Raw genomic sequence first — 25,066 nt, 5'->3', positions numbered from 1 at the left:
TCCTTAGATGAGGGAGTTGGCGGCGAGGTAGTCTGCGAGCTGTGCGGCAGCGGTGCCATCGTCGGTGATCTTTGTGCCGGCTTCGCGAGGCGGACGCTGAGCGACTGCCGTCATGATGAGGCGCGGATGGGAGAAATCTTCCGGATCGACACCGAGATCAGCGCAGGTGAGAGCAGTGAGAGGCTTCTTCTTCGCCGCCATGATGCCCTTAAAGTTGGGGTAGCGCGGGTCAGGGAAGTTTTCGGTTATCGACACCACTGCGGGCAGCTCAGCCTCGAGCTCCTGCTCCTCTGTGTCAGTGGCGCGCTTGCCTTTCAACTTCCCGTCAACGGATAGCTCCGTGAGCTGTGTGAGGCTCGGCCACCCCAAATGCTCAGCGATCATCGCGGGAAGCACTCCGCCGTTGCCATCCGTGGAAAGGTTGCCGGCCAACACAAGGTCATAACCGTGCTTTTCGACGGCCTTCGCAATCACCTCAGCAGTCACTGTGAGATCCGCGCCCTTGAGCTTCTCATCCGCGATATGCAGGGCTTCGTCTGCGCCCATGGCTAGCCCCTTGCGAATCGACTTCTCGGCGCTGGAGGGGGCCATTGTGAGCAGGTGTACTTCGTCGCCGTCATCTTTGAGTTTCAGTGCTGCTTCAATGGCGCGCTCGCAGATTTCATCAAGGACGTTGTCTGCGTGCTCGCGCTCGGCGAGGCCTGTCTCAAGGTTAAGGTGGCGTTCGCCGTAGGTGTCGGGGACTTCTTTCACCAAAACTACGATCTTCACAATGCATCCTTTCCGCAGCAAATGCCTCATGCGGGAATGTCAGTTAATGGTCATTAACTAACTTAGTGGAAGAAATGTGACCTGGGCAACGTTTTGGGAAATTTGGTGTGGGATTTGCTCTTAGTGGATGTAGCGGCAGTCCTCGGCACTTCGAATCAAGTTGGTCGTAAAACCCCATTTTTTTCGCCGGCCACTGAGGGGCTCTCTAAAGTTCCACGACCAATTGGGTACGAACATTGTGCAAACTAACAGTTCATCAAAGAAACGAAGAAGACCCTCACCAATAGGTGAGGGTCTTGCTTCTTGCCTTTGCCGTGTCACGATTGTCAGCGGCATTGGCGCGCTGTGTTATCGATTAGCCGCTGGATTCCCAACGGCAGAGCGTTTATGCGTTGTACTTCAGTCGACTTAGCGGCTGGTGAACGGCAGGAGAGCCATCTCGCGTGCGTTCTTCACAGCGGTAGCAACCTGGCGCTGCTGCTGTGGGGTCAGGCCCGTGACGCGACGAGAGCGGATCTTGTGGCGGTCAGAGATGAAAAGGCGAAGGGTGTTGATGTCCTTGTAGTCGACCTTCTCAACGCCTGCAGCCTTGAGTGGGTTCTTCTTTGGGCGGCGGGACTGCTCGATCCGCGCCTTCTTCATGTTGGTGCGCTTCATTGTGGCAAATCTCCCTAATTACCAGCTGGACTTACGGACGCCCGGCAGCTCACCGCGGTGAGCCATTTCGCGAACGCGAACACGGGACAGACCGAACTTACGAAGGAAGCCGCGTGGACGGCCGTCAGCAGCGTCGCGGTTGCGGACGCGGACTGGGGAGGCGTTACGTGGCTGACGGTTCAGCTCGAACTGAGCGTCGAGACGCTCTTCGTCAGTGGAGTTAGGGTTCTTGATAATAGCCTTGAGCTCAGCGCGACGCTCCGCGTAGCGGGCGACGATTTCCTTGCGCTGCTCGTTCTTGGCGATCTTAGACTTCTTAGCCATAGATTATCGCTCCTCGCGGAATTCGACGTGCTTGCGGACGATCGGATCGTACTTCTTCATGGTCATACGGTCCGGGTTGTTGCGCTTGTTCTTACGGGTGACGTAGGTGTAACCGGTGCCAGCCGTAGACTTCAGCTTGATGATTGGGCGAATGTCATTACGTGCCATGGGTTAGAACTTCTCCCCTCGTGCGCGCAGCTGAGCAACGACGGACTCGATGCCGTCGCGGTCAATGACCTTCAGGCCCTTGGTGGATACGGTCAGGGTGATGGTGCGTCCGAGGGACGGCACGAAAAACTTACGACGCTGCACGTTGGGGTTCCAACGGCGAGACGTGCGTCGGTGCGAGTGGGAAACGGACTTGCCAAACTCTGGCTTCCGTCCCGTTACCTGGCAAATAGCCGACATAACTTTCTTTCTCCTAGCCGCCCACCTGCAACTAGACGAAAGGTGCCACGCCTAACCGCTGGTTAGGGGCACACTTGAGCCGGCTGAGGAGGGCGAAAACGAATATTTCGACAACAGCAAGGGGAAACCTTACCGCTTGACGGGCGAAAAACCTAATCGCCTAGTGGCGCACGTTTATCGACGCAACATGCGTCACAATCACATCGCATGTGCCAACTTAAGAGCGAGTTGTGTGCGATCTGCTGCCTCAAATTTTCGGAGCAGTTGCGACACGTGATTCTTCACGGTTCCCTCAGCAAGACAGAGCTTATCCGCGATCGCCCGATTGTTCATCCCGAGTGCCACCAGCTTCGCGACACGCGTCTCCGCAGGCGTAAGGATGGACAACTCCTCGTGCCGAGCAAAGCGCGCCACACGGGGGTCAAGCACGAGGCCGCCGTTGGCGACCGCCTTGATTGCCTCCACCAACTTATCCAGTCCGACGTCTTTCAATAGGTATCCGGAGGCGCCGGCGTCGATAAGCTGCGAGACAGCACGCGCATCCTCAAAAGTGGTGAGAATGAGCAGTGGAATGTCCGTGTGGCGCTCGCGACATGCCCGGACAAGGCCGAGGCCGTCGAGTTCAGGCATGCGCGCATCGGTTACCACCACGTCGGGCTGCGTGGCATTGACGACGGCTAAAGCTTGATTTCCATTGTGGGCGGTGCCGACAACGTCGATCTCCGGCACCTCTTCAAACATCAGCTGCATGCCACGTAGGAGGAGATCATGATCATCGACGAGGACGATACGCATTAGGAAACTGCCTCTTTCGTTGGCATCGTGAGCGTCAGAGAGAATCCGTTCGAGGTGTCATAAGAGACGGTGGCTTCCTGTTCAAGGGCTCGTTCGGTGAGGGATCGTATGCCGAAGCCAGGAAAGGTGGCGGTAGGGGGAGCGCCATTGTCGTGAACGGTGAAGGTGGTGCGTTCGCCAGATTTGAGAGACATCCTTACTTCAGTGGCATCAGAATGTCTCACCACATTGGTCAACGCCTCCTGTGAAAAGCGGAGTGCGAGGAGTGCTTGCTCTTCTGGTAAGTGGTCGATGTTCGTTTCAAAGCTCACCTGCAAACTAGTGGTGGAAAATGACTCCGCGAGTGTCTGAATCGTTGTGATTGGATTGTTGTCGATCGCGATCGGATTCATGGCGCGCACTACCTTGCGCATGTCATCGATGGCTTCAGAAGTGAGTTTGCGAGCAACTTCTGCTTCTGCCTGCGCCTTCTCTGGGCGACTCGGGATAGTCTTCGATATGAAATCGAGGCTCATGCACACGGCTGTAAGTTTATGTCCGAGGCCATCATGAAGTGTGTCCGCAATTCGTGCACGTTCTTCATTGATCACGAGGTCTTGGCTTTGCTCAAGTTGGCGTTGAAGTCCCGAGTAAGCAACGGCTCTTTCTTCGTCGAGACGTATAGCTCTCTTGAGAAGCATCGCAAAGTTGATCCCCCAAGCCATGAGGAGCGCCATCGCGCTTGCTTCCCAAATTCCCTTCCAAAAGTTGGCGCCGACGACGGCATGCAACACAAAAGTCACTGAAGAAAGAGTCGCGAGGTAAACCAACGTCCAGCGAAGGCGAAGACTAAAAACTAGCTGAGTCAATGCGAGCCACACTAGTGCGATACCGATCAAGTTGCCGATCAAAATGAACCCTACAGTGCTGGCCACAGTGAAGAGGAAAGCTGAAACTGGGGAGGAAAACGGTGCTCGCCTCCAGCGGTGCCACATCACAATCATGACGAGTAGTGCGCCAATCGACAAGACCCATCCCAGGGTGTCTTCAACGAATCCAAAAACTCGTAAGTACAAGGCGATTGTGATGTAAAAGAAGGCGTCGAAAAGCTTGGGATCAATCACGCTGTTGTGGAAGGAATGGCGAGCCATGTCAATGAGTGTATGTAGCTTTTAAGTCAAAAAATCATGACTAGGGTCATGGTTATTCATGACCTTCGGAAGTGTTGGTCTATCGGGGATGACAGGACACTAAGGGCATGACTATTCGATCACTTCCGAAACCTTTGGTCCCGTTGAACTGGTGGGGACTGGCAATACGCAGCATCGTAGGCGTGGGAATCTTGTTTGGTGCAAATATTGCTGCTGGCCTAATTGTCGAAAAGACGGTGCGGGGCGACAACCTCAGCCACTATCAGCAACTGGCGGCAGTCTCTGCAATATTCATCATAGTATTTCTGCTGGTCTGGGCAGCGACCGCAATTTGGATCAGGTTCGTCGAGCGACGTGCATTTCAGTTCACCGGAATGCGATTCCATCGGAAATGGGCAAGTGGACTGGCGGTTGGGTCGGTGCTTAGCGCGGTCATTGTAGTAGCGTCCCGCGCACTTTCTGTAGCATTTTTCCCTGACGTGGCACGCGAAACTATTGACGGTCCACAGATGGGGGAGGCAACTTGGTGGACTTTCACCCTGTTTGTCTTGGGGCGTGCGTATTTTCTCCAAGGAATTCCGGAGGAGCTATTGTTCCGCGGATGGCTCCTTCAGCTCTTGCCTCAGCGACCGAAGGGAATGCTTGCTTTTACGACTTTAGTTTTCACCATCATTCACCTCTTTTCCAACGGCGGACAACAGAATTTGCTTGAGCGCATTTTGTACTTGATGATCCCGCTAGGTTTCGGCTTACTTGCCGGGACGCTAGTGATTCAAACTGGCAACTTTTGGCAGGCTGTGGGAATTCACGGTGGATTTCATGTCGGCACCGTGTTGGCAGCGATAGCCGTGCCGTATGCCATGGTCGCCGTTGACTGGGTGATGATCGGAGTCGGTTATCTGATTGTGGCAGTAGGATTGTTGAAATTGGGAAAGAGTACGAGATTAGAAATTTCGTCTCCGGACCTGCAGCGTGTATAGTCTTTGCGGTGCTGACTAAAAGGTCAGTCAAAGTCTTGTCAATCCCAACTCAGGCACGATCGGCGCTAAAGAGCGTGCAGAAGCGACCTGAAGTTCAATCCTGAGGGAATAAACATATGAAGAAGGATATCCACCCGGATTACCACCCAGTGGTCTTCCAGGATGCAGGTACTGGTTTCCAGTTCCTGACCAAGTCCACCGCTACTTCCGACCGCACGGTTTCTTGGGAAGACGGTAACGAGTACCCACTGATCGTGGTTGACGTTACCTCTGAGTCTCACCCATTCTGGACCGGTGCACAGCGCGTCATGGACACCGCTGGCCGCGTCGAGAAGTTCAACCAGCGTTACGGTGCACTCGCTCGCCGTAAGAAGAACAAGTAAAGAAGGAGGGAAAACAACATGGCAGTTCCAAAGCGTCGTATGTCGCGTGCTAACACCCACGCACGTCGTTCCCAGTGGAAGGCTGACAATGTCGCCCTCCAGACCGTCAAGATCGATGGCAAGGAAGTTCAGATCCCACGCCGTCTGGTCAAGGCAGCTCAGCTCGGTCTCGTAGACGTCGAGCAGTTCTAAGATTTTTAGCGGTTTTTCGCTGAAAAATAATAACCGACTCATTCCTGATCATACTTTTAAGGAATGAGTCGGTTTTTCCTTATGTTTATGCCGTAGAATGTACAGACAGTATCGAAACTTTTTCGAACCAACTTCCATCTAGTCAGGCGTAAACTCTCATGAAACTTCTTGTTGTCGACGACGAACAGGCCGTTCGCGATTCGCTCCGACGCTCGCTCACCTTCAACGGCTATGAGGTCCTCATGGCCGATAACGGCGCAGCGGCTCTCGAAATGATCCACAAAGAGCAACCAGACCTGGTCATTCTCGACGTGATGATGCCAGTCCTTGATGGCCTTGAGGTGTGCCGCAAGCTGCGCAGCACCGGTGACAACCGACCAATCCTCGTGCTTACCGCACGCGATGGTGTGTCTGACCGTGTTGCGGGCCTGGATGCCGGTGCCGACGACTACCTTCCAAAACCATTCGCATTGGAAGAACTCCTCGCGCGTGTTCGTTCCCTGCTTCGTCGCTCCTTCAACGAGGCTGGCCCAGGTGAAGACGAGTCGCCGGAGCTCGCATTCGAGGATCTTCGCCTCAACACCGAAACTCGCGAAGTTTACCGTGGTGAGCGCCAGATTAGCCTCACACGTACTGAGTTTGCACTGCTCGAACTTCTGCTGGCTAACCCGCGTCGTGTGCTGAGCCGTAGCCACATCCTCGAAGAGGTGTGGGGCTACGACTTCCCAACGTCCGGAAACGCGCTCGAAGTGTACATTGGCTACCTGCGTCGTAAGACTGAGGCAGAGGGCGAATCTCGCCTCATCCACACTGCACGTGGCGTTGGTTACGTCCTGCGTGAGAATGCCCAGTGATTCTGAAGAACCCTGCGGTAGAAGAAGAGCCACTTAGCAAGCAGAATTGGCAGCGTGGCTCTTGGAGCAAAGCTCCACTGCGCTGGCAGCTCGCAATCGTCACCGCCGTGATGGTTGCAGCGGCAGTGAGTGTCATGACGATTGTCGCTTACTGGACTGTCTCTACCTCGCTGAATCGCAGTGTCGACAGTGAGCTCACTACGACGGCGCAGTCGTTCCTAAAGCGCAGTAACGATCCGGAGTTTGCCAGCAAGATCGACCAAGAGCTGGCAACGTTCCGCACGTACAACCCTAATGTGCAAATCAGGTTCTTCCCACAGGGAGAAGCTGAAGGTTACGGTGACAGCATCCTCCTTGTTGACGAGGGGGAAGTGATCCGCGGCGAGACCCAGATGAGCCTGCGCAATCAGGGCGACGAGCGCGTCATTGCCGTCAACAATGCTGCGGGATCCACAGTGGTCCTTTCACAGGACCTGGGCCCGACCTACGCCCTGGTGAGCTCCTTGGGTATGGTGCTGCTGATCATCGCTGGTTTGGGCACCCTGATGGCTATTGCAGCCGGCATGGTGGTGTCCACCACGGGTCTTCGCCCGGTGACCCGCCTGCAACGAGCTGTTGAGCACGTGACGGCAACGGACTCCCTGGAGCCAATTGAAGTACACGGACGTGATGAACTGGCTCAGCTCACGCGAAGCTTCAATGACATGCTTGCATCGCTTGACGCGTCGAGAAGGCGACAAACTGAGCTGGTCGCCGATGCTGGCCATGAGCTCAAGACGCCATTGACATCGCTGCGCACCAACATTGAGCTGCTCATGATGGTCAGTAAGTCGCCAACCCCGAACTTCTCCGACGGCGACCTGCAGGATCTGGAGAAGGACGTCATCGCGCAGATCGACGAATTGTCCACCCTGATCGGCGACCTCGTTGACTTGGCTCGCGAAGATTCCAAGCGCAGCGAACTGGAACTGGTGGACCTTGAAGACACCATGGCGAACTCGCTCGAGCGTGTGCGCCGCCGTCGCCCGGACGTGGAATTCACCTTCGAACGTGCCCAGTGGTACCTCATGGGCGATTCCTTCGCGCTCGGCCGCGCTACCGTCAACCTCATGGACAACGCCGCCAAGTGGTCTCCGCCGAATGGCGTCGTGCGTTTGAAGATGGTGCCTATCGACGACAAGTCGATCCACGTCCTCGTGGCCGACTCCGGTCCCGGCATCCCTGAAGAAGAGCGCGAGAAGGTCTTCGAGCGCTTCTACCGCGCAGTGCAGGCTCGATCCATGCCTGGCTCTGGCCTCGGACTTTCGATCGTGAAGCAGGTTATTGACCGCCACAACGGCACGATCGAAGTCCGGGATTCAGAAGATGGTGGCACCCTCATGCAGATTACGCTTCCGGGTGGCAGAACCCCAGAAGCGGGTCGACTCCACGAAAAAATTGATTCGAATCAAACGCGAGAATTGCCGTTCAGTTAACGTACAGTAAGTGTTCAGCAACGTGCTGGAGCTCACTCAGAGCTTCGTCAGTGCAGAAAGGTTTACTGTTCGCATGAATGAGACTCAAGGGAATTATCCGCAGGATGGGACGCAGGCGGGCCAAGGTCGGCCTGCTCCAGCCAACCCATATGCCCAACTAGGTGGCGGGCAGCCTGGACCGTCTCAATGGGAACCAGACATGGGAACCAACTCTTTTGCAACTCAGCCTCCTGCTGACCCCAATTTTGCAGCACCTGGAGCTCAGCCCCCATTCCCGCAGCCACAGCCAAAACAGAAGCGCAAAGTCGGCCTCGGCGCAGCGCTGGCATTGATGCTGGCCGCGTCGGTTGGAACCGGCGTGATTACCGCCGTGGCGCTTAACCAGGCCTCGCCAACCAGCACGGTGTACAGCTCCCTGGACAAGGAATCCCAGCCTCGCGCTGGCTCAGCTGAGCCGGGCTCTGTAGAAGATGTGGCACACCGCGTGCTTCCTGCCGTGGTATCCATCCAGGTTTCCACGCGAACGGGCATGGGTGAGGGATCCGGCTCGATCATCTCCTCAGACGGATTGGTGTTGACCAACAACCACGTCGTCGGCGACGCAGCCAAGGGCGGACGCATTGAGGTCTCGCTCAACGACGGCACCATCCACGACGCCGAACTCATCGCAGGCGATGCCAGCACCGACATCGCAGTAATCAAGATCCGCGACGTCCAGGGCCTGCCAACCCTCAATTTCGGTAACTCTTCCGAAGTAGCAGTAGGCCAGGAAGTCGTCGCAATCGGCTCTCCGCTGGGGCTGTCTGCGACCGTGACCTCCGGCATCGTCTCCGCTCTCAACCGTCCTGTGCGTGCCTCCGGTGGCGAAGGCGGCGAAAGCTCGCTTATCGACGCCATCCAGACCGACGCAGCCATCAACCCGGGCAACTCTGGTGGCCCGCTCGTCGATATGCAGGGCAACCTGATCGGAATGAACTCCGTCATCGCCACGATGAGTGAAGGCGCCGGTGGCCAGTCCGGTTCCATCGGCCTCGGCTTCGCAATCCCGGCCAACCAGGCAAAGCGCATCGCAGATCAGCTGGTCAAGACCGGCAAGGTGAAGCAGCCGATGATTGGCGTGAAGGTCGCGCAAAATAACCAATACCGCGGCGCGCTTGTCGCCGGTGTGGAGCCAGACGGTCCAGCAGGCAAGGCAGGCATTTCCGACGGCGATGTCATCACTAAGGTCGGCGATCGCGTCATCGATAGCGCAGATGCTCTCATCGCGGCGATTCGATCCCGCAACTTTGGTGAAACCGTGACCTTGCAGGTCGTGGATCCAAAGACGAAGCAGAGTAGGGAAGTGCAGGTCACGCTACCGAACGAGTAGTAAAACTGCTCTTTCGGTATCTTTTCCAGCCCGAGCGGTTTATTCTTCAAAGTGAAGGGAAACCGCTTACTTATGAAACAAACCTAATGCGAGCAAAGGACGTCGATAACTATGGCTAGCCCGACCACCTCGGAGGAATTCACGGACGACCTCATCGAGCGGGACATGCTCCCAGAAACAGGGCTGGCTACCTCGATCTTGGACGAAGTTGCCGAGCCAGACCCTGACTTCCTCATCGCCCAGGAAAACGAAGCCCTCAAGGCTGCAGCTATGCGACGCGCCCTGGTGGTGCTGGTCGCCGACCACTCCCTGCAAACGGGAAACGACGCCGACAGGCTCATCACTGAGCTGCTTGAGGAAGACGGTTTCGCAGTCGATGCAGTTGTGGAAGTGAGGGCGAAGAAGTCCGCTATCCGCAAGGCTATTGAAACCGCAGTTGTAGGCGGCGTGGACTTGGTCCTCACCGTCGGTGGTGTTGGCGTCGGTCCGCGCGACAAGACCCCTGATGCCACTCGTTCGGTCCTCGACCAACTGCTGCCGGGCATTTCCCAGGCCCTCCGGGCTTCTGGCCTGGCGTGTGGCGCCATCGACGCGGGTGTGTCCCGTGGCGTGGCGGGAGTTTCCGGTTCCACCGTGATCGTGAACTTGGCGTCGTCACGCGCTGCCGTCCGCGACGGCATGGCGACCCTTGGCCCATTGGTTCACTTCGTCATTGACCAGCTGCAGACCGCTTCTGTGGACTAGAGGTTTCCTGTATGTCAGCAGAACCACGTAAGCGTCGGCGTGCAGTACGCCCGACCGACGCAGCTGAGATCGATCGCTCATGGGATAGCGCGGAGGCAACCCAGGCATTCCTTGGAAGCGTTGACCTAACTGATCCCCGGCACAGCGATGACTTCGTCGTGATCATGGATGACTCCGCTCCGGAAGAAGAGGAATCGGCCGAACTGGATGAGGATTTCTGGAACAGCCAGCGACCTCCACACTCCGGCTAAAGAAACGAAGAAGGCCCGGCAAAAACCGGGCCTTTTCCTATGCGCAATAACTGCGATTAGACGCCACGAGCCTTGAGCAGGTCGCGGATCTCCTCGAGTAGCTCAGCTTCGATGGAAGCTGGGGTCTCTTCGTCCTCGTTGGCACCCTTGCGGGCAGCCTGCAATTCCTTCAGCTTGTTCATTGGCAGAACGAGGATGAAGTAAACAACAGCAGCGATGATCAGGAAGTTGATAGCGGCGGTGATGATTGCACCGAAGTCAACGAAGGTGTTCTCGTTGCCAGCAACAACGTAGAAACCCAGGCCCTTGACCTCTGCGCCACCGAGGGCAGCGATCATTGGGTTGATGATGTTGTTCGTGAAAGCGGTAACGATTGCGGTGAAAGCGGTACCGATAACGACTGCAACTGCGAGGTCGACAACGTTGCCGCGCATGAGGAAGTCTTTGAAGCCCTTAAGCATGGACATGCTCCTTAAGAATTATGAAAAGTTCTACGATGCAAACAATATGGCACGAGCCACAAACTTGCATGACGAGGCAACCTTATCCGAGATTTGTATGTGTTTGTCAACAAATCAATGAATAATAGGCTGTTAATTTCACACGATCAGACATCTCTGGTGCGCGATGTCACACTTTCGGCGTCAAAATCACAGTTAGTGGCATGCCCAAAGAGGCTGCAGCTACCCGGGCGGCGCTCGTGGCATCCATCGCGAGCAGGACTGTTCCGGCCTCGGTGCTGTCCGTTTTGCGTTCCGTGGCAAAAACCACCCTCGCCCCCTCAGCGATGGTCGAGGTTTCAGTATCGGAGCGAGCTGCCACAACAGACACCACGGCCCCAGGAATCGCTAGTTCCGCAGCTGCTGGATCAGATAGCTTCACGGGCACCAGGGACTCCGCACCAAGCGCCTGTCCCAGCTCGGGGCCGAGGAGATGGTGCTCCTGCACAAAATCACCACTTTTCAGCGGCGCGGCCACGACCCTCCCGATGGCTGCTTCAGCGTCGGCAAGCGGTGCCGTAACGCCGACATCGACGGGCAGACTTCGGCGCTCTATATGCTCGGAGGTAATCACGGTGCCGGGCGAGAGCTCTGCCTTAACGACGACATAGCTGTGCGTCGTGGTCGTCCGCTCGGCAATCAGTAACACGCCGGCGAGGAGGAATAATGCTCCTGCCAGCAGTTTTCTAATGGTTTGGCTGCGGCGGTAGCTCGGGCTCCGCCAGGAAATTGGAATTCGTTGAGTAAAAGTGTCCACACTTATTTAGACGGATCGTCGGGCCCAAATGGTTCCATAATCCGTAAAATTTGTGTGGGGGTGATGATGGCAGCGGTTCTGGCATCGTGCTCTTCGAGTGGGATCACGTCGAGCACTTCGTGGTCGAACAGGATCGAAACGGTGGCCGGTTGCGACAATTCCGACAGTGCGCGGTCATAGTATCCGCCGCCTTTGCCGAGTCGGTATCCCGAGAAGTTGGCGGCGAGAGCTGGGACAATGATGACATCGACATCCGCCAGGGGCTGCCCTTGAAGTGCCGGGCCGGTGGGTTCCGAAATCCCAAAAGCTCCGCTGACGAATTCGGTATCGTCGTCGACGCGGACCCAGCTCAACGTAGAGTCTTTTCCTGAAATCGGAATCAGGACCTCAAGACCTGCTTTTCGCAGTACCGGGACCAGATCGGTTCCACCTGGTTCGCTTGGGGTGGGCATGTAGGCAGCCACTGAAGTTGCGCCGTGGACCTGGAGAAATGTCAATAATTCCTGCTGGATTGCCATATTTGCGATGTTGCGTTCGTCGGAGGGGAGAGTGCGGCGGGCGTCGAAAAGCTGCGTGCGAAGAGCGCGCTTGGCATCGGGCTGTGTCATACCTGCCACACTAGTGAAACTCATACCTGCGTCGGTGCCGGAATTCCGAAAGGATCGCGGTACGCTTTGAATTTATGACCCTTCCGATCCATGAGCACAAACATGCAGTGAAGACTGTGATCGTTCCTGCAGCGGGTATGGGCACCCGTTTCCTGCCTGCCACCAAGACGGTGCCGAAGGAGCTGTTGCCGGTGGTTGATACCCCTGGCATCGAGATGATTGCCGAGGAAGCAGCCAGCCTGGGTGCCACGAAGCTCGCCATCATTACCGCTCCGAAGAAGCAGGGCGTTCTCGCGCACTTCGATTCCCACCCTGAACTCGAAGAGACGCTGTCCGAGCGCGGTAAAGAGGAGCAACTCGCCAAGGTGCGACGTGCCGCAGGCCTAATCAAGGCTGTTCCTGTGGAGCAAGAGCGCCCACTGGGCCTTGGACACGCTGTCGGTCTGGCTGAATCAGTGCTAGATGATGATGAAGATGTCGTGGCAGTCATGCTTCCGGACGATCTCGTCCTGCCGATGGGCGCAATGGAAAAGATGGCCGAAGTACGCGCCAAGTTCGGTGGCAGCGTGCTCTGTGCTGTGGAAGTTCCTCGCGACGAGGTGTCCAACTACGGCGTTTTCGACATCGAAGAGTCCGATACTCAGGACGTGAAAAAGGTCCGCGGCATGGTGGAAAAGCCAGACGCCGAGGACGCGCCGTCCAACTTTGTCGCAACTGGTCGCTACCTGCTTGACCGCGAAATTTTCGTCGCGCTGCGCAAGATCAAGCCAGGTAAGGGTGGGGAACTGCAGCTTACCGACGCCATCGAGATGCTCATCGAGGCAGGACATCCGGTACACATTCTGGTCCACGACGGCACCCGACATGATCTCGGAAATCCTGGTGGCTACATTCGTGCCTGCGTAGACTTTGGACTGAAGCACCCGGTCTACGGCAGCGGTCTGCGGAAGTACATCACCGAGTTGCTTGCCGAAGGTGAGAACTAGTCCCGGATCCCGCCTGAAAGGAACTTTCGACGCGTGCGCTCTGTAGAACAGCAACTGGCTATGGTCACCGAAGCGGTGGTCTCTCCTCAACCTGTCCGCATCGCCATCGCGGAGGCTCTCGGCCTCATGTGTGCGGAGGAAGTTCAAGCTGCGAGACCACTTCCGGGGTTCCCGCAGGCAGCGATCGACGGCTACGCGGTTCGCGCAGTCGATGTCGGAGGTGCCCGGGCGCTGGGGCGTCGCACCCCTGCAGCAGACGATGAGGCACCGCAGCCCGTTGTAGTTGCGGAGAAATCCCTTCCTGTTGTTGGTGAAGTAGCGGCCGGCTCCCAGCAGCCACTTCGACTCCAACCGAAGCAGGCCGTTCGCGTGCACACCGGCGCTCCCTTGCCTGCGCTCGCAGATGCCGTGCTGCCACTCGAGTGGTCGGATCGAGGCACTAAGCGCGTGATTGCGCACCGGCCAGTGAAGTCGGGCGAATTCGTCCGACGAGTAGGCGACGACATCCAACCAGGTGACGTCGCAGTGACCCCTGGCGCGATTCTGGGTGCCGCCCACATTGGTTTGCTGGCGGCCGTCGGCAAGAGCAAAGTCCTGGTGTACCCGCGCCCACGTGTGTCCATCATTTCTATCGGGCCTGAGCTGGTCGACATTGACCGCGAGCCAACGCTCGGCCAGGTCTACGACGTCAACTCCTATTCTTTGGCTGCTGCCGCCCGCGAGGCTGGTGCCGAAGTACACCGCGTTGGTGTGGCCGCTGGAGAGCCCCGGCGTCTTCGTGAAATCATCGAAGGTCAGCTGATGCGCAGCGAACTCGTGGTCATCTCCGGTGCAGTAGGCGGCGCCGCCTCCCAGCGCGCCCGTGATTTGCTGGCAGAACTGGGCGACGTCGACATCACCCGCGTCGCCATGCACCCCGGCTCCGTCCAAGGTTTCGGCTTGCTGGGCGATGCTCAAATTCCAACTTTCTTGCTGCCGAGCAATCCCGTCTCTGCATTGGTTAGCTTTGAAGTCTTCGTTCGGCCTTGCATCCGCGCAGCACTGGGTAAGAGCGCTACCAGGCGTCGACACGTGCGGGCACGCGCGCTCGCCCCGATCGCGTCCAAGGAGGGCCGCCGCGGATATGTGCGTGCTCGTTTGATGCGCGACGCGGAAACACAGGATTACCTAGTCGAGGGCCTGAGCGGTGCTACTGGCGCTCCAGCCCACTTGCTGGCAGGAATGTCAGAGGCCAATGCCTTGATTAGGATTCCCGAGTCCGTTGCTGAGGTTCGCCCGGGCGACGTCGTTGACGTGCTGTTCCTGGGGCAGGGAACCTAACTTCTATGGTTGCCCCTTTTCTTGGTTTTCCGGAAATTCGTGTTCGCGAGGCCCACGAGCCCAGCGACCCCATTCATCCCGGCTGGCCGGAATGTACCGAAACCGTCACGCTTGCGCATGGCGGTATGGTCAGGCTTCGTCCGATTTTGAAAAGCGACGGCTCCAAATGGCGCGAGCTGAGGCTCTCCAATCAACAGTTCCTGCAGCCCGTCGAACCGACGGTTCCGAATACCTGGGAGTCTGCTCATTCGGCTGCTTCCTGGCGTCGCACCTTCAACTATTTTCGGCGCGAGGCACTCAATGGAGCCATGATTCCCATGGCAATCGAACTTGATGGCAAGTTCATCGGACAGCTCACCCTCGGCAACATCCAACGGGGCGTCGCCTCCGAATGCTGGGTGGGGTACTGGATTGATTACACCGTAACGGGGCGTGGCATTGCGAAGGTAGCCACAGCTCTTGGCTGCGACTTCGCATTCACGCGAGTTGGCCTGCACCGGGTCACCGCCACCTATCTGCCCACAAACCCCGCGTCCGGCGCCGTACTTACGGCCAACGGTTTCAAGGAAGAGGGCCTGCTGCGGCGCAACTTGCATATCGACGGCAGCTGGCAGGACCACTATTTGATGGGGCTTGTGGTGGATGATTTTGCAGCATCGGCCGTCGAAAGGCTCCGGGCGGCCGGCGTGCTGGTATAAAAAATGCGTTGCCGCGGCGTGGCACAGCGGACCCTGGGATTTAGCTGGATAACCTCAATTGGGTATAGATTCCCCAAGGTTGAAAGGCAGGGTGCTTCCACGTGTCCGGAACTCTTCCCATCGTTCTGATCGTGGTGGTGTGGCTGTTTGTCCTGGCCCCAATCGCACTGCGTGGTCGCAAGCCCATCCGTCACACGAATGAAGCCTTTGAGGAAACCCGAGTAATTCACTCGGGAGGCGAAGAGCTGCCTACGCAGCGTCGTCGCCCACGGCTTACTCCTGCTGATGTGCACGCTTCGGAGCAGGACGAAGACCTGGAATACGTTGAGCCAGACGACGTTCTGATCGAAAGCGATGACGAGGCGCCACGCCTGAGCGATCGCATCGGCCAGACGTTCAGCCGGTTCAGCATGGCTCGCAAGGTAGGCCGCGATGAGGTTGTGGAAGGTACCGTTGTTCCGGAGCTTCCTGAGGTGGAAGAGCCGGAAGCTGTTGATGAGCTTGAATCTGACGTCGAATTCGACGAATACAGCGAGTACGAAGACGACACCTACCCATACGACGACGCCTACTACTCTCCAGCTGACTACCTGCACGCTGACGCAGACTACGAAGAAGCGGAACCATACGAAGGTGCCATGGATTCGGACGTCGAAGATTCCTACGAGGAAGATGAGCTGTCGGCCGCTGACCTTGAGTTCGCTGCGCGCCGTCGCGGTCGCGGTGGCTATGACCCGGAGGCAGACGCCGAGGCTACCGCGCAGCGCTACCAGCGTCGTCGCCGTACCTTGCTCGCTCTGGTAGCTATCGCGGTTGTGAGCCTTGTCGTGGCCGGATTTGTTGGTGGCGCTGCCTGGATCGCGCCAGTTGTTGCAGTCGCTGTGATCGCCCTCTACCTGTTCGCGCTTCGTCGCCAGGTACAGCAGGAGCAGGCACTGCGCGCACGTCGCATCAAGCACATGCGTCGCGCCCGCCTGGGTGTCCGCTCTGCAGAGAGTGAAGAACTGGGGCTGCCAGCACGACTGCGTCGACCAGGCGCCGTTGTTCTCGAACTGGACGACGACAGCGCTGACTTCGCAGAACTCCCGGTTGCAACCGCAACCTTCGAGCATGAACTCGATGAAACCATGAACCCGGAGCCACGCCGAGTTTCCTAAGGCACTACGCTTAAGCCCATGGATAAGCCGGTAGTCCGAGACATCACGCTATTACTGCTTCGTGTGGTCCTCGGGTTTGTGTTCATTGCCCATGGGTGGGACAAGTTCTTCATCACGGGCATGGTGGAAACCACGGGCCAATTCAGCGCCTTCGGTATCCCACAAGCCAAAATGTCCGCCTACCTGGTTGCGGCGACAGAACTCGTCGGCGGGGCTCTACTGGTAGTCGGCTTACTCACCACCTTCATTGCTGGCGCGCTCGCCCTGATGATGGCAGCTGCGCTTTACTTCGTGCACCTGAATAATGGTGTGTTCGTCGCCGACGGTGGCATTGAATACACCGCCGTTTTGGTTGTCGCGCTCCTCGTGATCGTCGTGTTCGGTTCGGGCCGCGCCAGCATCGATGGGGCGTTGTCCTAATGCTGAGCTGTTCGGAAGTTCAAGCTGCCCTTTCAGCACGACTAGACGGTGAGCCTAGTGGCGTCGATGACGACATCGTCGACGCCCACCTCTCCGGCTGCCCACATTGCCAAGAGTTTTTCGAGTCAGCTGCGACCCTCAGCAGGATGCTCACTTTCCACGATGCCGGTCGCTCAGGCGATATGCGGGCACCGGACCTATCTGACGCCATCTTGGCTGGAGTAGAGCCGGTACGACGTCGACAAGCTGCCCGCATCGCACTCCGCGCAGTAACCGTTCGTGTCTTGCTCGTCGTCCTCGGAGTCACGTACGTGGCCTGGGCGGTTGCGCTGCTCACCGGCGTGATGGCGCTGGCCACCGGCGGTCTGCCGTCCGGAACGCTGCTCGCATCCGACGACCCGATGGTGGCTGGTTTGCTTGTCGACGCCGCAGCCTTCCGCATCGCCATGGCCTTCGGCCTGTTTTACGCGGCGTGGCGTCCACAAGCAGCGACGGGCTTGTTTCCGATCTTTGGCGGGTTGTTCATGTTCAGTCTGGGCTTTGGCATGCGCGACCTGATTTTGGGCTATGCCACCGGCAGCGACGTGTTCGGTATCGCGCTGATGTTTGTCACTGCTGTGGTGGTGTTGATCGCCTGGATCACAACCCTGCAGCAGGGAACCGTCGACCGGTTGCTGCGTTCAGTGACCGCAACACCGCTCGCAGATCATTAAAAAACGGGCGCATCCCTTCCGATTGAGAAAGGATGCGCCCGTCTTCTTTGGGATTGCTTAGCGCCAGCTGCGGAGCCACATGATCGAGTTGTAGTGGTCCTCCGTCATCAGGGTGCCGTAGTAAATCGGGTTGAAGTAGAAGAACCCAACGATGACCAGCCCGAGGTAGACCAGCACTACAGCCGTGCCCACCTTCACCGGTGATGCGATTCCTGGAACCTTGAATGTGCTGCTGGTTTGAGCGATCTGGCCCAAAGTGAGCGCCAGCAAGATGATTGTGAATGGAACCAGCGGGATCGCGTAGAAGAAGTACATCTGACGGTCGTAGGCGATGAGCCATGGAATGAAGCTGGCGGCAAAACCAACAAGTGGAACGAAGAAGCGACGGTCGCGCCTGATAACCAAGCTCCACAAACCCCACAGCACAACCGGCACGGTGAGCCACCAGATGGCTGGGGCGCCGAAGAGATAGATCATGCGGCGGCAGGTCTCACCGTCGCCACAAGCCTGGCCGGTCTGGGAGTAGTAAAGCACCGGACGGGAAGCAACCAGCCACGACCATGGCTTGGAATCCCATGGGTGCGAGTGTCCACTGGAGCTGGTCAGGGAGGCGTGGAACTTCAGTACGGAATCGTGGTAGTAGAACCAGTTCGCAACCGAATCTGGCAGGTTGTAGTACCACTTTTCTGGCTTCAGCGTGCCGTTTGCCTTGGCATGGCGGTACACCGAGGTTTCATCAGCAAACCATGCTCGCCAGGACCATACGTACAAAGCGACAGGGAGGATGACGATGCTCGCGAAGGCCGGGATGCAGTCGCGCAGCAGAGTGCCCAGAAGTGGCTTCTCCACGCGGTACTGGTGACGAAGCATGAGGTCGAGAGCCACGGTCATGATGCCGAAGAAAGCCATGTAGTAAAGGCCGGACCATTTCACGGCGAGCGCAAGGCCAAGGAAGACACCTGCAGTAAAGCGCCACCAGCGGTAGCCCAAACGTGGTCCGTAAGGGCTGGTGTAGACCTTGTCATCCATGTAAGCCCGGTACATGCGCTGGCGCATCTGCTGGTAGTCGCGCACCAGGCAGTAGGCGGCGAGGACGACGAAGAGGCAAAGGAAAATGTCAAGCATGCCGAATCGGCCAGCCACGAGGAGCACACCGTCGGAAAGCGCCAAAATGCCGGCGAAAGCTGCGACCACAGGGGAGTGGCTGAGGCGACGAGCGATGGCGACGATGGCCAGGATCGTCATGGTGGAGAACAGCGCCGTCACCACGCGCCAGCCCAGCGGCGTGTAACCGAAGAAGGATTCGCCGATAGCCAAGAGTTGCTTAGCTAGTGGTGGGTGCACCACGAGGCCGTAGGCCGGGTTCGATTCAATGCCGCCGATGATCGGGTTGGTGGCCGATGTGACGATGTCCCAAGCTTGCGGAACATAGTGCTTCTCGTCGAAGACGGGAGTGCCGTTATCGGTGGCGTCAGTGAGTTTGATGAATCGCGAGATGAAGGCAAGCACGGCGATGATCGCAAAGGTGATGGTGTCCGTGCCGGTCCACTGGAAGCGCAAAGGCTCCGCGATACTCGGTGAGTGGCCACGAGAAATCGGGCGGGCGAGAGGTCGAGATTGCTTGACTATGTGGGTCACCCACTACATATTAGGCAATCACGTGCAGTTTTGTGCAATGCTTGACGGTTATGGAGCCTCTTCACGATCTTCCTCAAGGAATCATCATTGCTGCGACCCCGCTGGGAAACCCGCACGACGCATCCCCGCGCCTCATTCATGCACTGAGCCATGCCGATGTGATCGCAGCCGAGGATACCCGCCGCACCCGGAATTTGGCTTCGGCGCTCGGAGTGGAGATCAGGGGACAGGTGGTTTCGAACTTCGACCACAACGAAGAAAGCCGTGTTACCCAACTCATCGAAGCCGCCCGCACCGGCAGCGTCCTGGTTGTCACTGATGCGGGGATGCCGTCAGTGTCCGATCCCGGTTTCCCGTTGGTGGAAGCAGCACACGATGCTGGTGTGCCAGTGACCTGCTTCCCAGGCCCGTCCGCTGTTCCGACTGCGCTCGCCCTCTCCGGACTGCCCGTCGGGCGTTTCGCCTTCGATGGGTTTGCGCCCCGCAAACAGGGCGCCCGCAAAGCCTGGCTCGAAACGCTCAAGACCGAACCCCGCGCGGTCTGCTTTTTTGAATCTCCGCATCGCATCGCCGACACGCTTGCCGACGCCGCAGAGGTGCTCGGCCCGAACCGTCGTGCCGCGGTGTGCCGCGAGCTCACCAAGACGTTTGAAGAGGTACGCCGAGGCACCCTGTCTGAACTTGCTGAGTGGGCAGCCGAAGGCGTCAAAGGGGAGATTTCGGTGGTGATCGAGGGGGCTACCGAGGTGGAGGTGGACATGGAGACGTTGGTGGCAATAGCACTAGAGCGGGTAGCAGCTGGGGAGCGAGTCAAGGCCGTCGCCGCCGAATTGGCGTCCCAGCATGGCGTGTCCAAGAAGGACATTTATGACGCCGTCATCGCCCAAAAATAGAATTGTTACCAATATGTAGTGCTTTGAACGGTTTTGTGGGGTGCCCTCGGCAGATGTCGGTCACAATCACATAACACGGCCAATATTGTGGTGGTTGAAGCTGCAGAAACCGCGTATGTGAAGTTGTGCTTCTAACAAAGCGCGTTCGATGGTGAAACAATGACACCGCCAAAAACCGAAGATGTGAAGATTATTGAATCGACGCAGCCCGAAGCTCAGGACGCTTCCGCTACGGGTCTGCTAGCCGAAATGATCGATCGTGATAATTGGGACGAATCGGTTCTCGACCAGGACATTGACTATGCCTTTGAGGACGAATCCGCGGGCATCAACTGGCCGGTCACCATCGCAGCCGCAGTCTTTGCCATCGCAGCGATCGCATGGGGCCTGGCGTTCCCAGATCAATTGGCAAACTTCGCCTCAGATGGTCTCAGCTTCGTAGTAACCAATTTTGGCTGGGCTTTCGTGCTTTTCGGCACGGTTTTTGTCATTTTCACTTTCGTTCTCGCCATGTCGAAGTTCGGCCGAATCAAACTTGGCCGAGACGACGAGGAACCGGAGTTTTCCACTCCCTCGTGGATCGCCATGATGTTCGCAGCAGGCATGGGAATCGGCCTGATGTTCTTCGGCGCAGCCGAACCGCTGACCTTCTATCGTTCGGGCGTACCTGGCCATGAGCCGCGAGAGGTGGGCACCGCCTTCGCGACCACCCTCTTCCACTGGACCCTCCACCCATGGGCTCTCTATGCCATCGTCGGCCTCTCTTTGGCGTACGCAACGTTCCGCATGGGAAACAAACAGCTTCTGAGCTCCGCGTTCATTCCGCTGATTGGCAAGCGCCGAGCAGAAGGATTTTGGGGCAAGCTTATCGACGTCCTCGCCATCATTGCCACCTTGTTCGGTACCGCGTGCTCCCTCGGTATTGGTGCAACTCAGATCGGAGCCGGTCTGAGGGCGAGCGGTGTGATTGAAAACCCGAGCCAGCAAGTAGTTATTGGAATTGTCCTCGTACTGACACTGGCGTTCCTGCTCTCTGCAATGTCTGGAGTGGGACGAGGAATTCAGCTGCTATCCAACACAAACATGGTGCTTGCAGCTGCATTGGCAATCTTCGTCTTTGTCATGGGGCCGACGGTATCCATTCTCAACTTGATCCCAGGCAGCATCGGCAATTACCTCGCCTCCTTCTTCGAGATGGCAGCGCGCACCGCAGAATCCGCTGATGGCACTGCGGGCGATTGGCTCAGTGGTTGGACGATCTTCTACTGGGTGTGGTGGATGTCCTGGAGCCCATTCGTAGGCATGTTCATCGCCCGCATCTCCCGAGGACGCACCATTCGTGAGTTCATCATCGGTGTCCTGCTCATCCCATCCGCTGTGACGGTGGTGTGGTTCGCGATCTTTGGTGGTACCGCAGTCACGTTTGAGCGCGATGGCCGCTCCATCTGGGGCGAGGGAGACTCCGAGCGCATGCTCTTTGACATGCTGCATCAGCTTCCAGGTGGCCAGATCGCTGGTTTCGTTGCGATGATTCTCCTCGCAGTATTCTTCATTACCTCCGCAGACTCCGCTTCTACCGTCATGGGTTCGATGAGCCAGAACGGCCGACTGGAAGCATCCCCATGGATCACCGGTCTCTGGGGTGTGCTGACCGCAGTGATCGGCCTGACCATGTTGCTGGCCGGTGGCAGCGATGCGCTGTCGAATCTGCAGAGCATCACCATTGTGGTCGCCAGCCCATTCCTCATCGTGCTGGTGCTGCTGATGGTCTCCGTTGTCAAGGGATTGTCAGAAGATCCGCTGTACTTGGAAGGAAAGGAACACGCGAAGTTCCAACGCCGCCTCGCACGTGAGCACCGCATTCACCGGGAAATGGAGCTGCGGAAGCGTCGCAAGGCCGAAAAGCAGGCACAGCAGCGCCGTCGATAAGCCTTGTTGTACCTCGGTGCGGGCTGACCAGTAATGTAGTGGGCATGACAAAGTCTGTGCTCGTAGCTGTTGCCTGGCCGTACGCAAATGGACCCCGTCACATTGGACATGTGGCGGGTTTCGGCGTTCCATCTGACGTTTTCGCTCGCTTCCAGCGAATGCGTGGCGCGGACGTGCTGATGATTTCGGGTACCGACGAGCACGGCACTCCGCTGCTGGTGCAGGCAGAGAAGGAAGGCGTAACGGTTCAGGAGCTGGCCGACCGCTACAACCGTCAGATCGTTGAGGACCTGGCAGGCCTGGGACTCACCTACGACCTGTTCACCCGCACCACCACTCGCAACCACTACGCGGTAGTACAGGAGCTGTTCCGCGGCCTGCACGACAACGGCTACATGATCAAGCAGACGACCATGGGCGCGATCAGCCCATCCACCGGTCGCACCCTGCCGGACCGCTACATTGAGGGCACCTGCCCGATCTGTGGTGCTGGCGGCGCCCGTGGCGATCAGTGCGACAACTGTGGCAACCAGCTCGATCCTGCTGACCTGATCGATCCGGTGTCCAAGATCAACGGTGAAACCCCGCAGTTCATCGAGACCGAGCACTTCTTGCTCGACCTGCCTGCTCTGGCCGAGTCCCTAGCCGAGTGGCTGAAGGGTCGCGAGGATTGGCGTCCGAACGTCCTCAAGTTCTCCCTGAACCTGCTTGAAGACATTCGTCCGCGTGCGATGTCCCGCGACATCGACTGGGGCGTGCCAATCCCGCTGGACGGCTGGCAGGACAACAACGCCAAGAAGCTCTACGTGTGGTTCGACGCCGTGGTCGGCTACCTGTCTGCTTCCATCGAGTGGGCGCACCGCGTTGGCCGCCCTGAGGCGTGGCGCGAGTGGTGGACCGCGGAAGAGGCACAGTCCTTCTACTTCATGGGCAAGGACAACATCACCTTCCACTCTCAGATCTGGCCTGCGGAGCTGCTCGGCTACCGTGGCCTAGGCTCCCGCGAGGGTGCCGCTGGCGAGCTGGGCGAGCTGCAGCTTCCAACCGAGGTCGTTTCTTCTGAGTACCTGACCATGTCCGGTTCGAAGTTCTCCTCCTCCAAGGGCGTTGTTATTTACGTCAAGGACTTCCTGAAGGAATTCGGCCCAGATCCGCTGCGCTACTTCATCGCCGTGGCAGGCCCAGAGAACAACGACACCGACTTCACCTGGGACGAGTTCGTCCGTCGCGTGAACAACGAGCTGGCCAACGGCTGGGGCAACCTGGTCAACCGCACGGTGTCCATGGCGCACAAGAACTTCGGCGAGGTGCCACAGCCGGGCGAGCTGACCGAGGCTGATCGTCGCATTCTTGACTTGGCTTCCGACGCCTTTGACGTGGTCGGCGACGCTCTCGAGCACAACAAATTCAAGGTCGGAATCACCCACGCCATGCACGTGGTGGGTGAGGCCAACGCCTACATCGCTGAGATGGAGCCGTGGAAGCTAGCCAAGGATGAGTCTCAGCGTGAGCGCCTGGCCACCGTCCTGTGGGTTGCTCTCCAGGTTGTGTCGGACTGCAACACTCTCCTCACCCCATACCTGCCACACATCGCGCAGGCTGTCCACGAGACCCTGGGCCGTGAAGGCGTGTGGGCCGCGACGCCATCCATCGTGGAAGTTCAGGACGACATGCCGGTCAATCCAGTGGGCGTCAACCTGCCAGCTGAGGGCCGTACCTATCCGGTCATCATGGGCGACTACGTGAATCAGCAGGCAGTATGGGAGCGCGTTCAGGTGGAGCCTGGCACGGCGCTTTCCAAGCCGAAGCCACTGATCGCGAAGCTGGATCCCGAGCTGGGGGAGACCGGCCCTGAATGGGCACCGGTTCAGGCGAAGCAGTAGTCGGGTAGGGGTACTCAGGACGTAGTTCTACTACTTTTTACGGTGGATTAGGAGCTGAATTTACCTTGCTCCGGTAGTAGTACTACATCGGAAGTACGCATTTGGGGCCCGAACTTTTCATGGGGCCTTTGGAGTACCTGCGGGGCAATCATTTGTGCGTTTTGGGGTACTCAAGACGTAGTACTACTGCGAAGGCGGGTGGTTTTCGGCGGTAAAAGGCCTGCAACAAGTAGTAGTACTACATTTAAAGTACCCAAACCCGACTTCCTATACACGCGCACACCGCGGAAAGCTACACTAGGTAGCCGTGTCTAAGAAGAAGCCTCGTCCCGTTCCCGTCCCCGCTCCATTTCTTCCTGGTCTAATCGATGCGCACACACACCTGGCATCGTGTGGCGCCACCACGGAAGATGAGATTCACGCGATCGTGGACCGTGCGGTCGAGGCAGGCGTTGATCGTATCTGCACCGTGGGGGACGGCCTAGCTGAGGCCGAAGCAGCGCTCAGTGCCGCGCAACTCAACGAGCGTGTGTACGCTGCCTGCGCGATCCACCCAACACGCGCCCTCGAGCTTGACGACGCTGCGAAAGCGCGCCTTTCCCAGATGGCTGCCGAACCCCGCTGCGTAGCAATCGGAGAAACTGGCCTCGATACCTATTGGATTGGCAAGTCCGACACTTGTGCGCCTCTGGAAGCTCAGGAGGAGGCCCTGCGTTGGCACATTGACCTAGCAGTGGAGCACGGCAAGGCCTTGATGATCCACAATCGCGAGGCAGACGAGGACCTCATGCGGGTGTTGGCTGATGCGCCACAGCCGGTGGAGACGATTTTGCACTGCTTTTCTTCGCCTTTGGTCGTCGCAAAGCAGGCGCTTGAGCGTGGGTACGTGCTGAGCTTCGCAGGAAACGTCACCTTTAAGCGAAACGACGAGCTGCGGGAGGCCGCACGGATTGCGCCGCGAGGGCAGTTCCTCATTGAGACGGACGCTCCTTATATGACGGCCGAGCCGTTTCGTGGTGCGCGGAATGAGCCTGCGTTGGTGGGGCACACCGCGTACTGCTTGGCGGAGGTTCGTGGTGAGGATCCGAAGGAGCTGGTGCAGGCGCTGAATGAGACCTTTGATCGGGTTTATGGACTCGTGCCTTAGAAATTTTGGGGACACGAAAACTATTAGCTATTTCACAGCATTTTAAAGCTGCAGGTCGCGTGTGAAATGTGTTGCTCACTGTCA

At 57.9% G+C, this 25,066-nt stretch carries 29 protein-coding genes; 18 read left to right on the top strand and 11 right to left on the bottom strand.

The annotated features are described in order from the left end of the window. Window positions 1-3: 3 nt before the first annotated feature. From WG939_RS03175 to WG939_RS03145, 7 genes are all read right to left on the bottom strand, one after another. Window positions 4-774, bottom strand: coding sequence for an electron transfer flavoprotein subunit beta/FixA family protein (locus tag WG939_RS03175; protein ID WP_339982647.1), 771 nt, complete (start codon window positions 772-774; stop codon window positions 4-6). Between the two features lie 405 nt (window positions 775-1,179). Further along, entirely contained in the window at window positions 1,180-1,428 is a 249-nt protein-coding gene (gene rpsR / locus WG939_RS03170) for a 30S ribosomal protein S18 (RefSeq protein WP_047239834.1), read from the bottom strand. An 18-nt stretch (window positions 1,429-1,446) separates the two neighbouring features. Next, window positions 1,447-1,752: a 30S ribosomal protein S14 gene (gene rpsN / locus WG939_RS03165; protein ID WP_182386608.1), complete on the bottom strand. Its 306-nt coding sequence runs from the start codon at window positions 1,750-1,752 to the stop codon at window positions 1,447-1,449. A 3-nt stretch (window positions 1,753-1,755) separates the two neighbouring features. Continuing rightward, window positions 1,756-1,920: a 50S ribosomal protein L33 gene (rpmG, locus tag WG939_RS03160; RefSeq protein ID WP_156192867.1), complete on the bottom strand. Its 165-nt coding sequence runs from the start codon at window positions 1,918-1,920 to the stop codon at window positions 1,756-1,758. Window positions 1,921-1,923: 3 nt separating this feature from the next. Continuing rightward, window positions 1,924-2,160, bottom strand: coding sequence for a 50S ribosomal protein L28 (gene rpmB, locus WG939_RS03155; RefSeq protein WP_339982372.1), 237 nt, complete (start codon window positions 2,158-2,160; stop codon window positions 1,924-1,926). Between the two features lie 198 nt (window positions 2,161-2,358). After that, the gene (locus WG939_RS03150; RefSeq protein WP_339982369.1) at window positions 2,359-2,955 is read right to left on the bottom strand and encodes a response regulator transcription factor; all 597 of its coding nucleotides are present in this window, start codon (window positions 2,953-2,955) and stop codon (window positions 2,359-2,361) included. Beyond that, a complete protein-coding gene (locus WG939_RS03145; protein WP_339982366.1) occupies window positions 2,955-4,085 on the bottom strand; it encodes a sensor histidine kinase in 1,131 nt (376 codons plus the stop codon). Before WG939_RS03145 ends, WG939_RS03150 begins: the two co-directional genes overlap by 1 nt. A gap of 107 nt (window positions 4,086-4,192) precedes the next feature. On the opposite strand from WG939_RS03145, the gene WG939_RS03140 reads away from it, so the two are divergent. From WG939_RS03140 to WG939_RS03105, 8 genes are all read left to right on the top strand, one after another. Beyond that, entirely contained in the window at window positions 4,193-5,065 is an 873-nt protein-coding gene (locus tag WG939_RS03140; protein WP_339982363.1) for a CPBP family intramembrane glutamic endopeptidase, read from the top strand. Window positions 5,066-5,181: 116 nt separating this feature from the next. After that, complete coding sequence (locus WG939_RS03135) at window positions 5,182-5,448, top strand: type B 50S ribosomal protein L31 (RefSeq protein WP_339982361.1); 267 nt, start codon at window positions 5,182-5,184, stop codon at window positions 5,446-5,448. An 18-nt stretch (window positions 5,449-5,466) separates the two neighbouring features. Continuing rightward, window positions 5,467-5,640, top strand: coding sequence for a 50S ribosomal protein L32 (gene rpmF / locus WG939_RS03130; protein WP_339982358.1), 174 nt, complete (start codon window positions 5,467-5,469; stop codon window positions 5,638-5,640). Window positions 5,641-5,798: 158 nt separating this feature from the next. Continuing rightward, on the top strand, window positions 5,799-6,494 hold the full coding sequence (locus WG939_RS03125; protein ID WP_339982355.1) for a response regulator transcription factor: 696 nt from the start codon (window positions 5,799-5,801) through the stop codon (window positions 6,492-6,494). After that, window positions 6,491-7,969 (top strand): HAMP domain-containing sensor histidine kinase, encoded by a 1,479-nt coding sequence (locus tag WG939_RS03120; protein WP_339982353.1) that lies wholly within the window; start codon window positions 6,491-6,493, stop codon window positions 7,967-7,969. Before WG939_RS03125 ends, WG939_RS03120 begins: the two co-directional genes overlap by 4 nt. 73 nt (window positions 7,970-8,042) lie before the next feature. Next, complete coding sequence (locus WG939_RS03115; protein ID WP_339982350.1) at window positions 8,043-9,338, top strand: S1C family serine protease; 1,296 nt, start codon at window positions 8,043-8,045, stop codon at window positions 9,336-9,338. 165 nt (window positions 9,339-9,503) lie between these two features. Further along, window positions 9,504-10,082, top strand: coding sequence for a MogA/MoaB family molybdenum cofactor biosynthesis protein (locus WG939_RS03110; RefSeq protein ID WP_339982645.1), 579 nt, complete (start codon window positions 9,504-9,506; stop codon window positions 10,080-10,082). A gap of 11 nt (window positions 10,083-10,093) precedes the next feature. Then, window positions 10,094-10,333 carry a hypothetical protein gene (locus WG939_RS03105; RefSeq protein ID WP_339982347.1) on the top strand — a complete coding sequence of 80 codons (240 nt, stop codon included), beginning with the start codon at window positions 10,094-10,096 and terminating at the stop codon, window positions 10,331-10,333. 56 nt (window positions 10,334-10,389) lie between these two features. Here the strand turns inward: WG939_RS03105 and mscL are convergent, their stop codons facing one another. The 3 genes from mscL to WG939_RS03090 form a co-directional block, all read right to left on the bottom strand. After that, window positions 10,390-10,794, bottom strand: coding sequence for a large conductance mechanosensitive channel protein MscL (gene mscL / locus WG939_RS03100; RefSeq protein ID WP_339982643.1), 405 nt, complete (start codon window positions 10,792-10,794; stop codon window positions 10,390-10,392). A 169-nt stretch (window positions 10,795-10,963) separates the two neighbouring features. After that, entirely contained in the window at window positions 10,964-11,590 is a 627-nt protein-coding gene (locus WG939_RS03095; protein WP_339982344.1) for an SAF domain-containing protein, read from the bottom strand. Window positions 11,591-11,592: 2 nt separating this feature from the next. Continuing rightward, the gene (locus WG939_RS03090) at window positions 11,593-12,198 is read right to left on the bottom strand and encodes a 5-formyltetrahydrofolate cyclo-ligase (protein WP_339982342.1); all 606 of its coding nucleotides are present in this window, start codon (window positions 12,196-12,198) and stop codon (window positions 11,593-11,595) included. A gap of 74 nt (window positions 12,199-12,272) precedes the next feature. Between WG939_RS03090 and WG939_RS03085 the strand changes: the two genes are divergently transcribed. The 6 genes from WG939_RS03085 (at window position 12,273) to WG939_RS03060 (ending at window position 17,492) form a co-directional block, all read left to right on the top strand. Then, window positions 12,273-13,184, top strand: a complete 912-nt coding sequence (locus tag WG939_RS03085) for a UTP--glucose-1-phosphate uridylyltransferase (RefSeq protein ID WP_339982339.1) — start codon at window positions 12,273-12,275, stop codon at window positions 13,182-13,184. A gap of 33 nt (window positions 13,185-13,217) precedes the next feature. Beyond that, complete coding sequence (gene glp / locus WG939_RS03080) at window positions 13,218-14,504, top strand: molybdotransferase-like divisome protein Glp (RefSeq protein ID WP_339982336.1); 1,287 nt, start codon at window positions 13,218-13,220, stop codon at window positions 14,502-14,504. 5 nt (window positions 14,505-14,509) lie between these two features. Then, window positions 14,510-15,202, top strand: a complete 693-nt coding sequence (locus WG939_RS03075; protein ID WP_339982332.1) for a GNAT family N-acetyltransferase — start codon at window positions 14,510-14,512, stop codon at window positions 15,200-15,202. Window positions 15,203-15,303: 101 nt separating this feature from the next. Then, entirely contained in the window at window positions 15,304-16,359 is a 1,056-nt protein-coding gene (gene sepX / locus WG939_RS03070; protein ID WP_339982330.1) for a divisome protein SepX/GlpR, read from the top strand. 18 nt (window positions 16,360-16,377) lie between these two features. Then, complete coding sequence (locus WG939_RS03065; protein WP_339982328.1) at window positions 16,378-16,779, top strand: DoxX family protein; 402 nt, start codon at window positions 16,378-16,380, stop codon at window positions 16,777-16,779. Next, the gene (locus WG939_RS03060) at window positions 16,779-17,492 is read left to right on the top strand and encodes a zf-HC2 domain-containing protein (protein ID WP_339982325.1); all 714 of its coding nucleotides are present in this window, start codon (window positions 16,779-16,781) and stop codon (window positions 17,490-17,492) included. Before WG939_RS03065 ends, WG939_RS03060 begins: the two co-directional genes overlap by 1 nt. Window positions 17,493-17,549: 57 nt before the next feature. Here the strand turns inward: WG939_RS03060 and WG939_RS03055 are convergent, their stop codons facing one another. Next, entirely contained in the window at window positions 17,550-19,088 is a 1,539-nt protein-coding gene (locus WG939_RS03055) for a dolichyl-phosphate-mannose--protein mannosyltransferase (protein ID WP_339982641.1), read from the bottom strand. 92 nt (window positions 19,089-19,180) lie between these two features. On the opposite strand from WG939_RS03055, the gene rsmI reads away from it, so the two are divergent. The 4 genes from rsmI (at window position 19,181) to WG939_RS03035 (ending at window position 24,982) form a co-directional block, all read left to right on the top strand. Further along, window positions 19,181-20,023, top strand: coding sequence for a 16S rRNA (cytidine(1402)-2'-O)-methyltransferase (gene rsmI, locus WG939_RS03050; RefSeq protein ID WP_339982322.1), 843 nt, complete (start codon window positions 19,181-19,183; stop codon window positions 20,021-20,023). A gap of 159 nt (window positions 20,024-20,182) precedes the next feature. After that, entirely contained in the window at window positions 20,183-21,952 is a 1,770-nt protein-coding gene (locus WG939_RS03045) for a BCCT family transporter (protein WP_445227855.1), read from the top strand. A 44-nt stretch (window positions 21,953-21,996) separates the two neighbouring features. Continuing rightward, window positions 21,997-23,835: a methionine--tRNA ligase gene (gene metG, locus WG939_RS03040; protein ID WP_339982320.1), complete on the top strand. Its 1,839-nt coding sequence runs from the start codon at window positions 21,997-21,999 to the stop codon at window positions 23,833-23,835. Between the two features lie 307 nt (window positions 23,836-24,142). Continuing rightward, window positions 24,143-24,982: a TatD family hydrolase gene (locus WG939_RS03035; protein ID WP_339982318.1), complete on the top strand. Its 840-nt coding sequence runs from the start codon at window positions 24,143-24,145 to the stop codon at window positions 24,980-24,982. Window positions 24,983-25,066: the final 84 nt, after the last annotated feature.

This window comes from Corynebacterium sp. H130 (assembly GCF_037572395.1).
Lineage (GTDB): Bacteria > Actinomycetota > Actinomycetes > Mycobacteriales > Mycobacteriaceae > Corynebacterium.
This window is presented reverse-complemented; position numbering and strand designations above follow the sequence as displayed.

Bases quoted from the DNA above. Each gene is read 5' to 3' on its own strand.
- rpmB (WP_339982372.1), bottom strand. From the start codon at position 2,160: ATGTCGGCTATTTGCCAGGTAACGGGACGGAAGCCAGAGTTTGGCAAG.
- WG939_RS03075 (WP_339982332.1), top strand. From the start codon at position 14,510: ATGGTTGCCCCTTTTCTTGGTTTTCCGGAAATTCGTGTTCGCGAGGCC.
- rpmG (WP_156192867.1), bottom strand. From the start codon at position 1,920: ATGGCACGTAATGACATTCGCCCAATCATCAAGCTGAAGTCTACGGCT.
- rpsR (WP_047239834.1), bottom strand. From the start codon at position 1,428: ATGAAGCGCACCAACATGAAGAAGGCGCGGATCGAGCAGTCCCGCCGC.
- WG939_RS03085 (WP_339982339.1), top strand. From the start codon at position 12,273: ATGACCCTTCCGATCCATGAGCACAAACATGCAGTGAAGACTGTGATC.
- rpsN (WP_182386608.1), bottom strand. From the start codon at position 1,752: ATGGCTAAGAAGTCTAAGATCGCCAAGAACGAGCAGCGCAAGGAAATC.
- WG939_RS03105 (WP_339982347.1), top strand. From the start codon at position 10,094: ATGTCAGCAGAACCACGTAAGCGTCGGCGTGCAGTACGCCCGACCGAC.
- WG939_RS03065 (WP_339982328.1), top strand. From the start codon at position 16,378: ATGGATAAGCCGGTAGTCCGAGACATCACGCTATTACTGCTTCGTGTG.
- rpmF (WP_339982358.1), top strand. From the start codon at position 5,467: ATGGCAGTTCCAAAGCGTCGTATGTCGCGTGCTAACACCCACGCACGT.
- WG939_RS03090 (WP_339982342.1), bottom strand. From the start codon at position 12,198: ATGACACAGCCCGATGCCAAGCGCGCTCTTCGCACGCAGCTTTTCGAC.
- mscL (WP_339982643.1), bottom strand. From the start codon at position 10,794: ATGCTTAAGGGCTTCAAAGACTTCCTCATGCGCGGCAACGTTGTCGAC.
- WG939_RS03145 (WP_339982366.1), bottom strand. From the start codon at position 4,085: ATGGCTCGCCATTCCTTCCACAACAGCGTGATTGATCCCAAGCTTTTC.
- WG939_RS03045 (WP_445227855.1), top strand. From the start codon at position 20,183: ATGACACCGCCAAAAACCGAAGATGTGAAGATTATTGAATCGACGCAG.
- WG939_RS03140 (WP_339982363.1), top strand. From the start codon at position 4,193: ATGACTATTCGATCACTTCCGAAACCTTTGGTCCCGTTGAACTGGTGG.
- metG (WP_339982320.1), top strand. From the start codon at position 21,997: ATGACAAAGTCTGTGCTCGTAGCTGTTGCCTGGCCGTACGCAAATGGA.
- WG939_RS03115 (WP_339982350.1), top strand. From the start codon at position 8,043: ATGAATGAGACTCAAGGGAATTATCCGCAGGATGGGACGCAGGCGGGC.
- WG939_RS03135 (WP_339982361.1), top strand. From the start codon at position 5,182: ATGAAGAAGGATATCCACCCGGATTACCACCCAGTGGTCTTCCAGGAT.
- WG939_RS03110 (WP_339982645.1), top strand. From the start codon at position 9,504: ATGCTCCCAGAAACAGGGCTGGCTACCTCGATCTTGGACGAAGTTGCC.
- WG939_RS03150 (WP_339982369.1), bottom strand. From the start codon at position 2,955: ATGCGTATCGTCCTCGTCGATGATCATGATCTCCTCCTACGTGGCATG.
- WG939_RS03125 (WP_339982355.1), top strand. From the start codon at position 5,799: ATGAAACTTCTTGTTGTCGACGACGAACAGGCCGTTCGCGATTCGCTC.
- rsmI (WP_339982322.1), top strand. From the start codon at position 19,181: ATGGAGCCTCTTCACGATCTTCCTCAAGGAATCATCATTGCTGCGACC.
- WG939_RS03060 (WP_339982325.1), top strand. From the start codon at position 16,779: ATGCTGAGCTGTTCGGAAGTTCAAGCTGCCCTTTCAGCACGACTAGAC.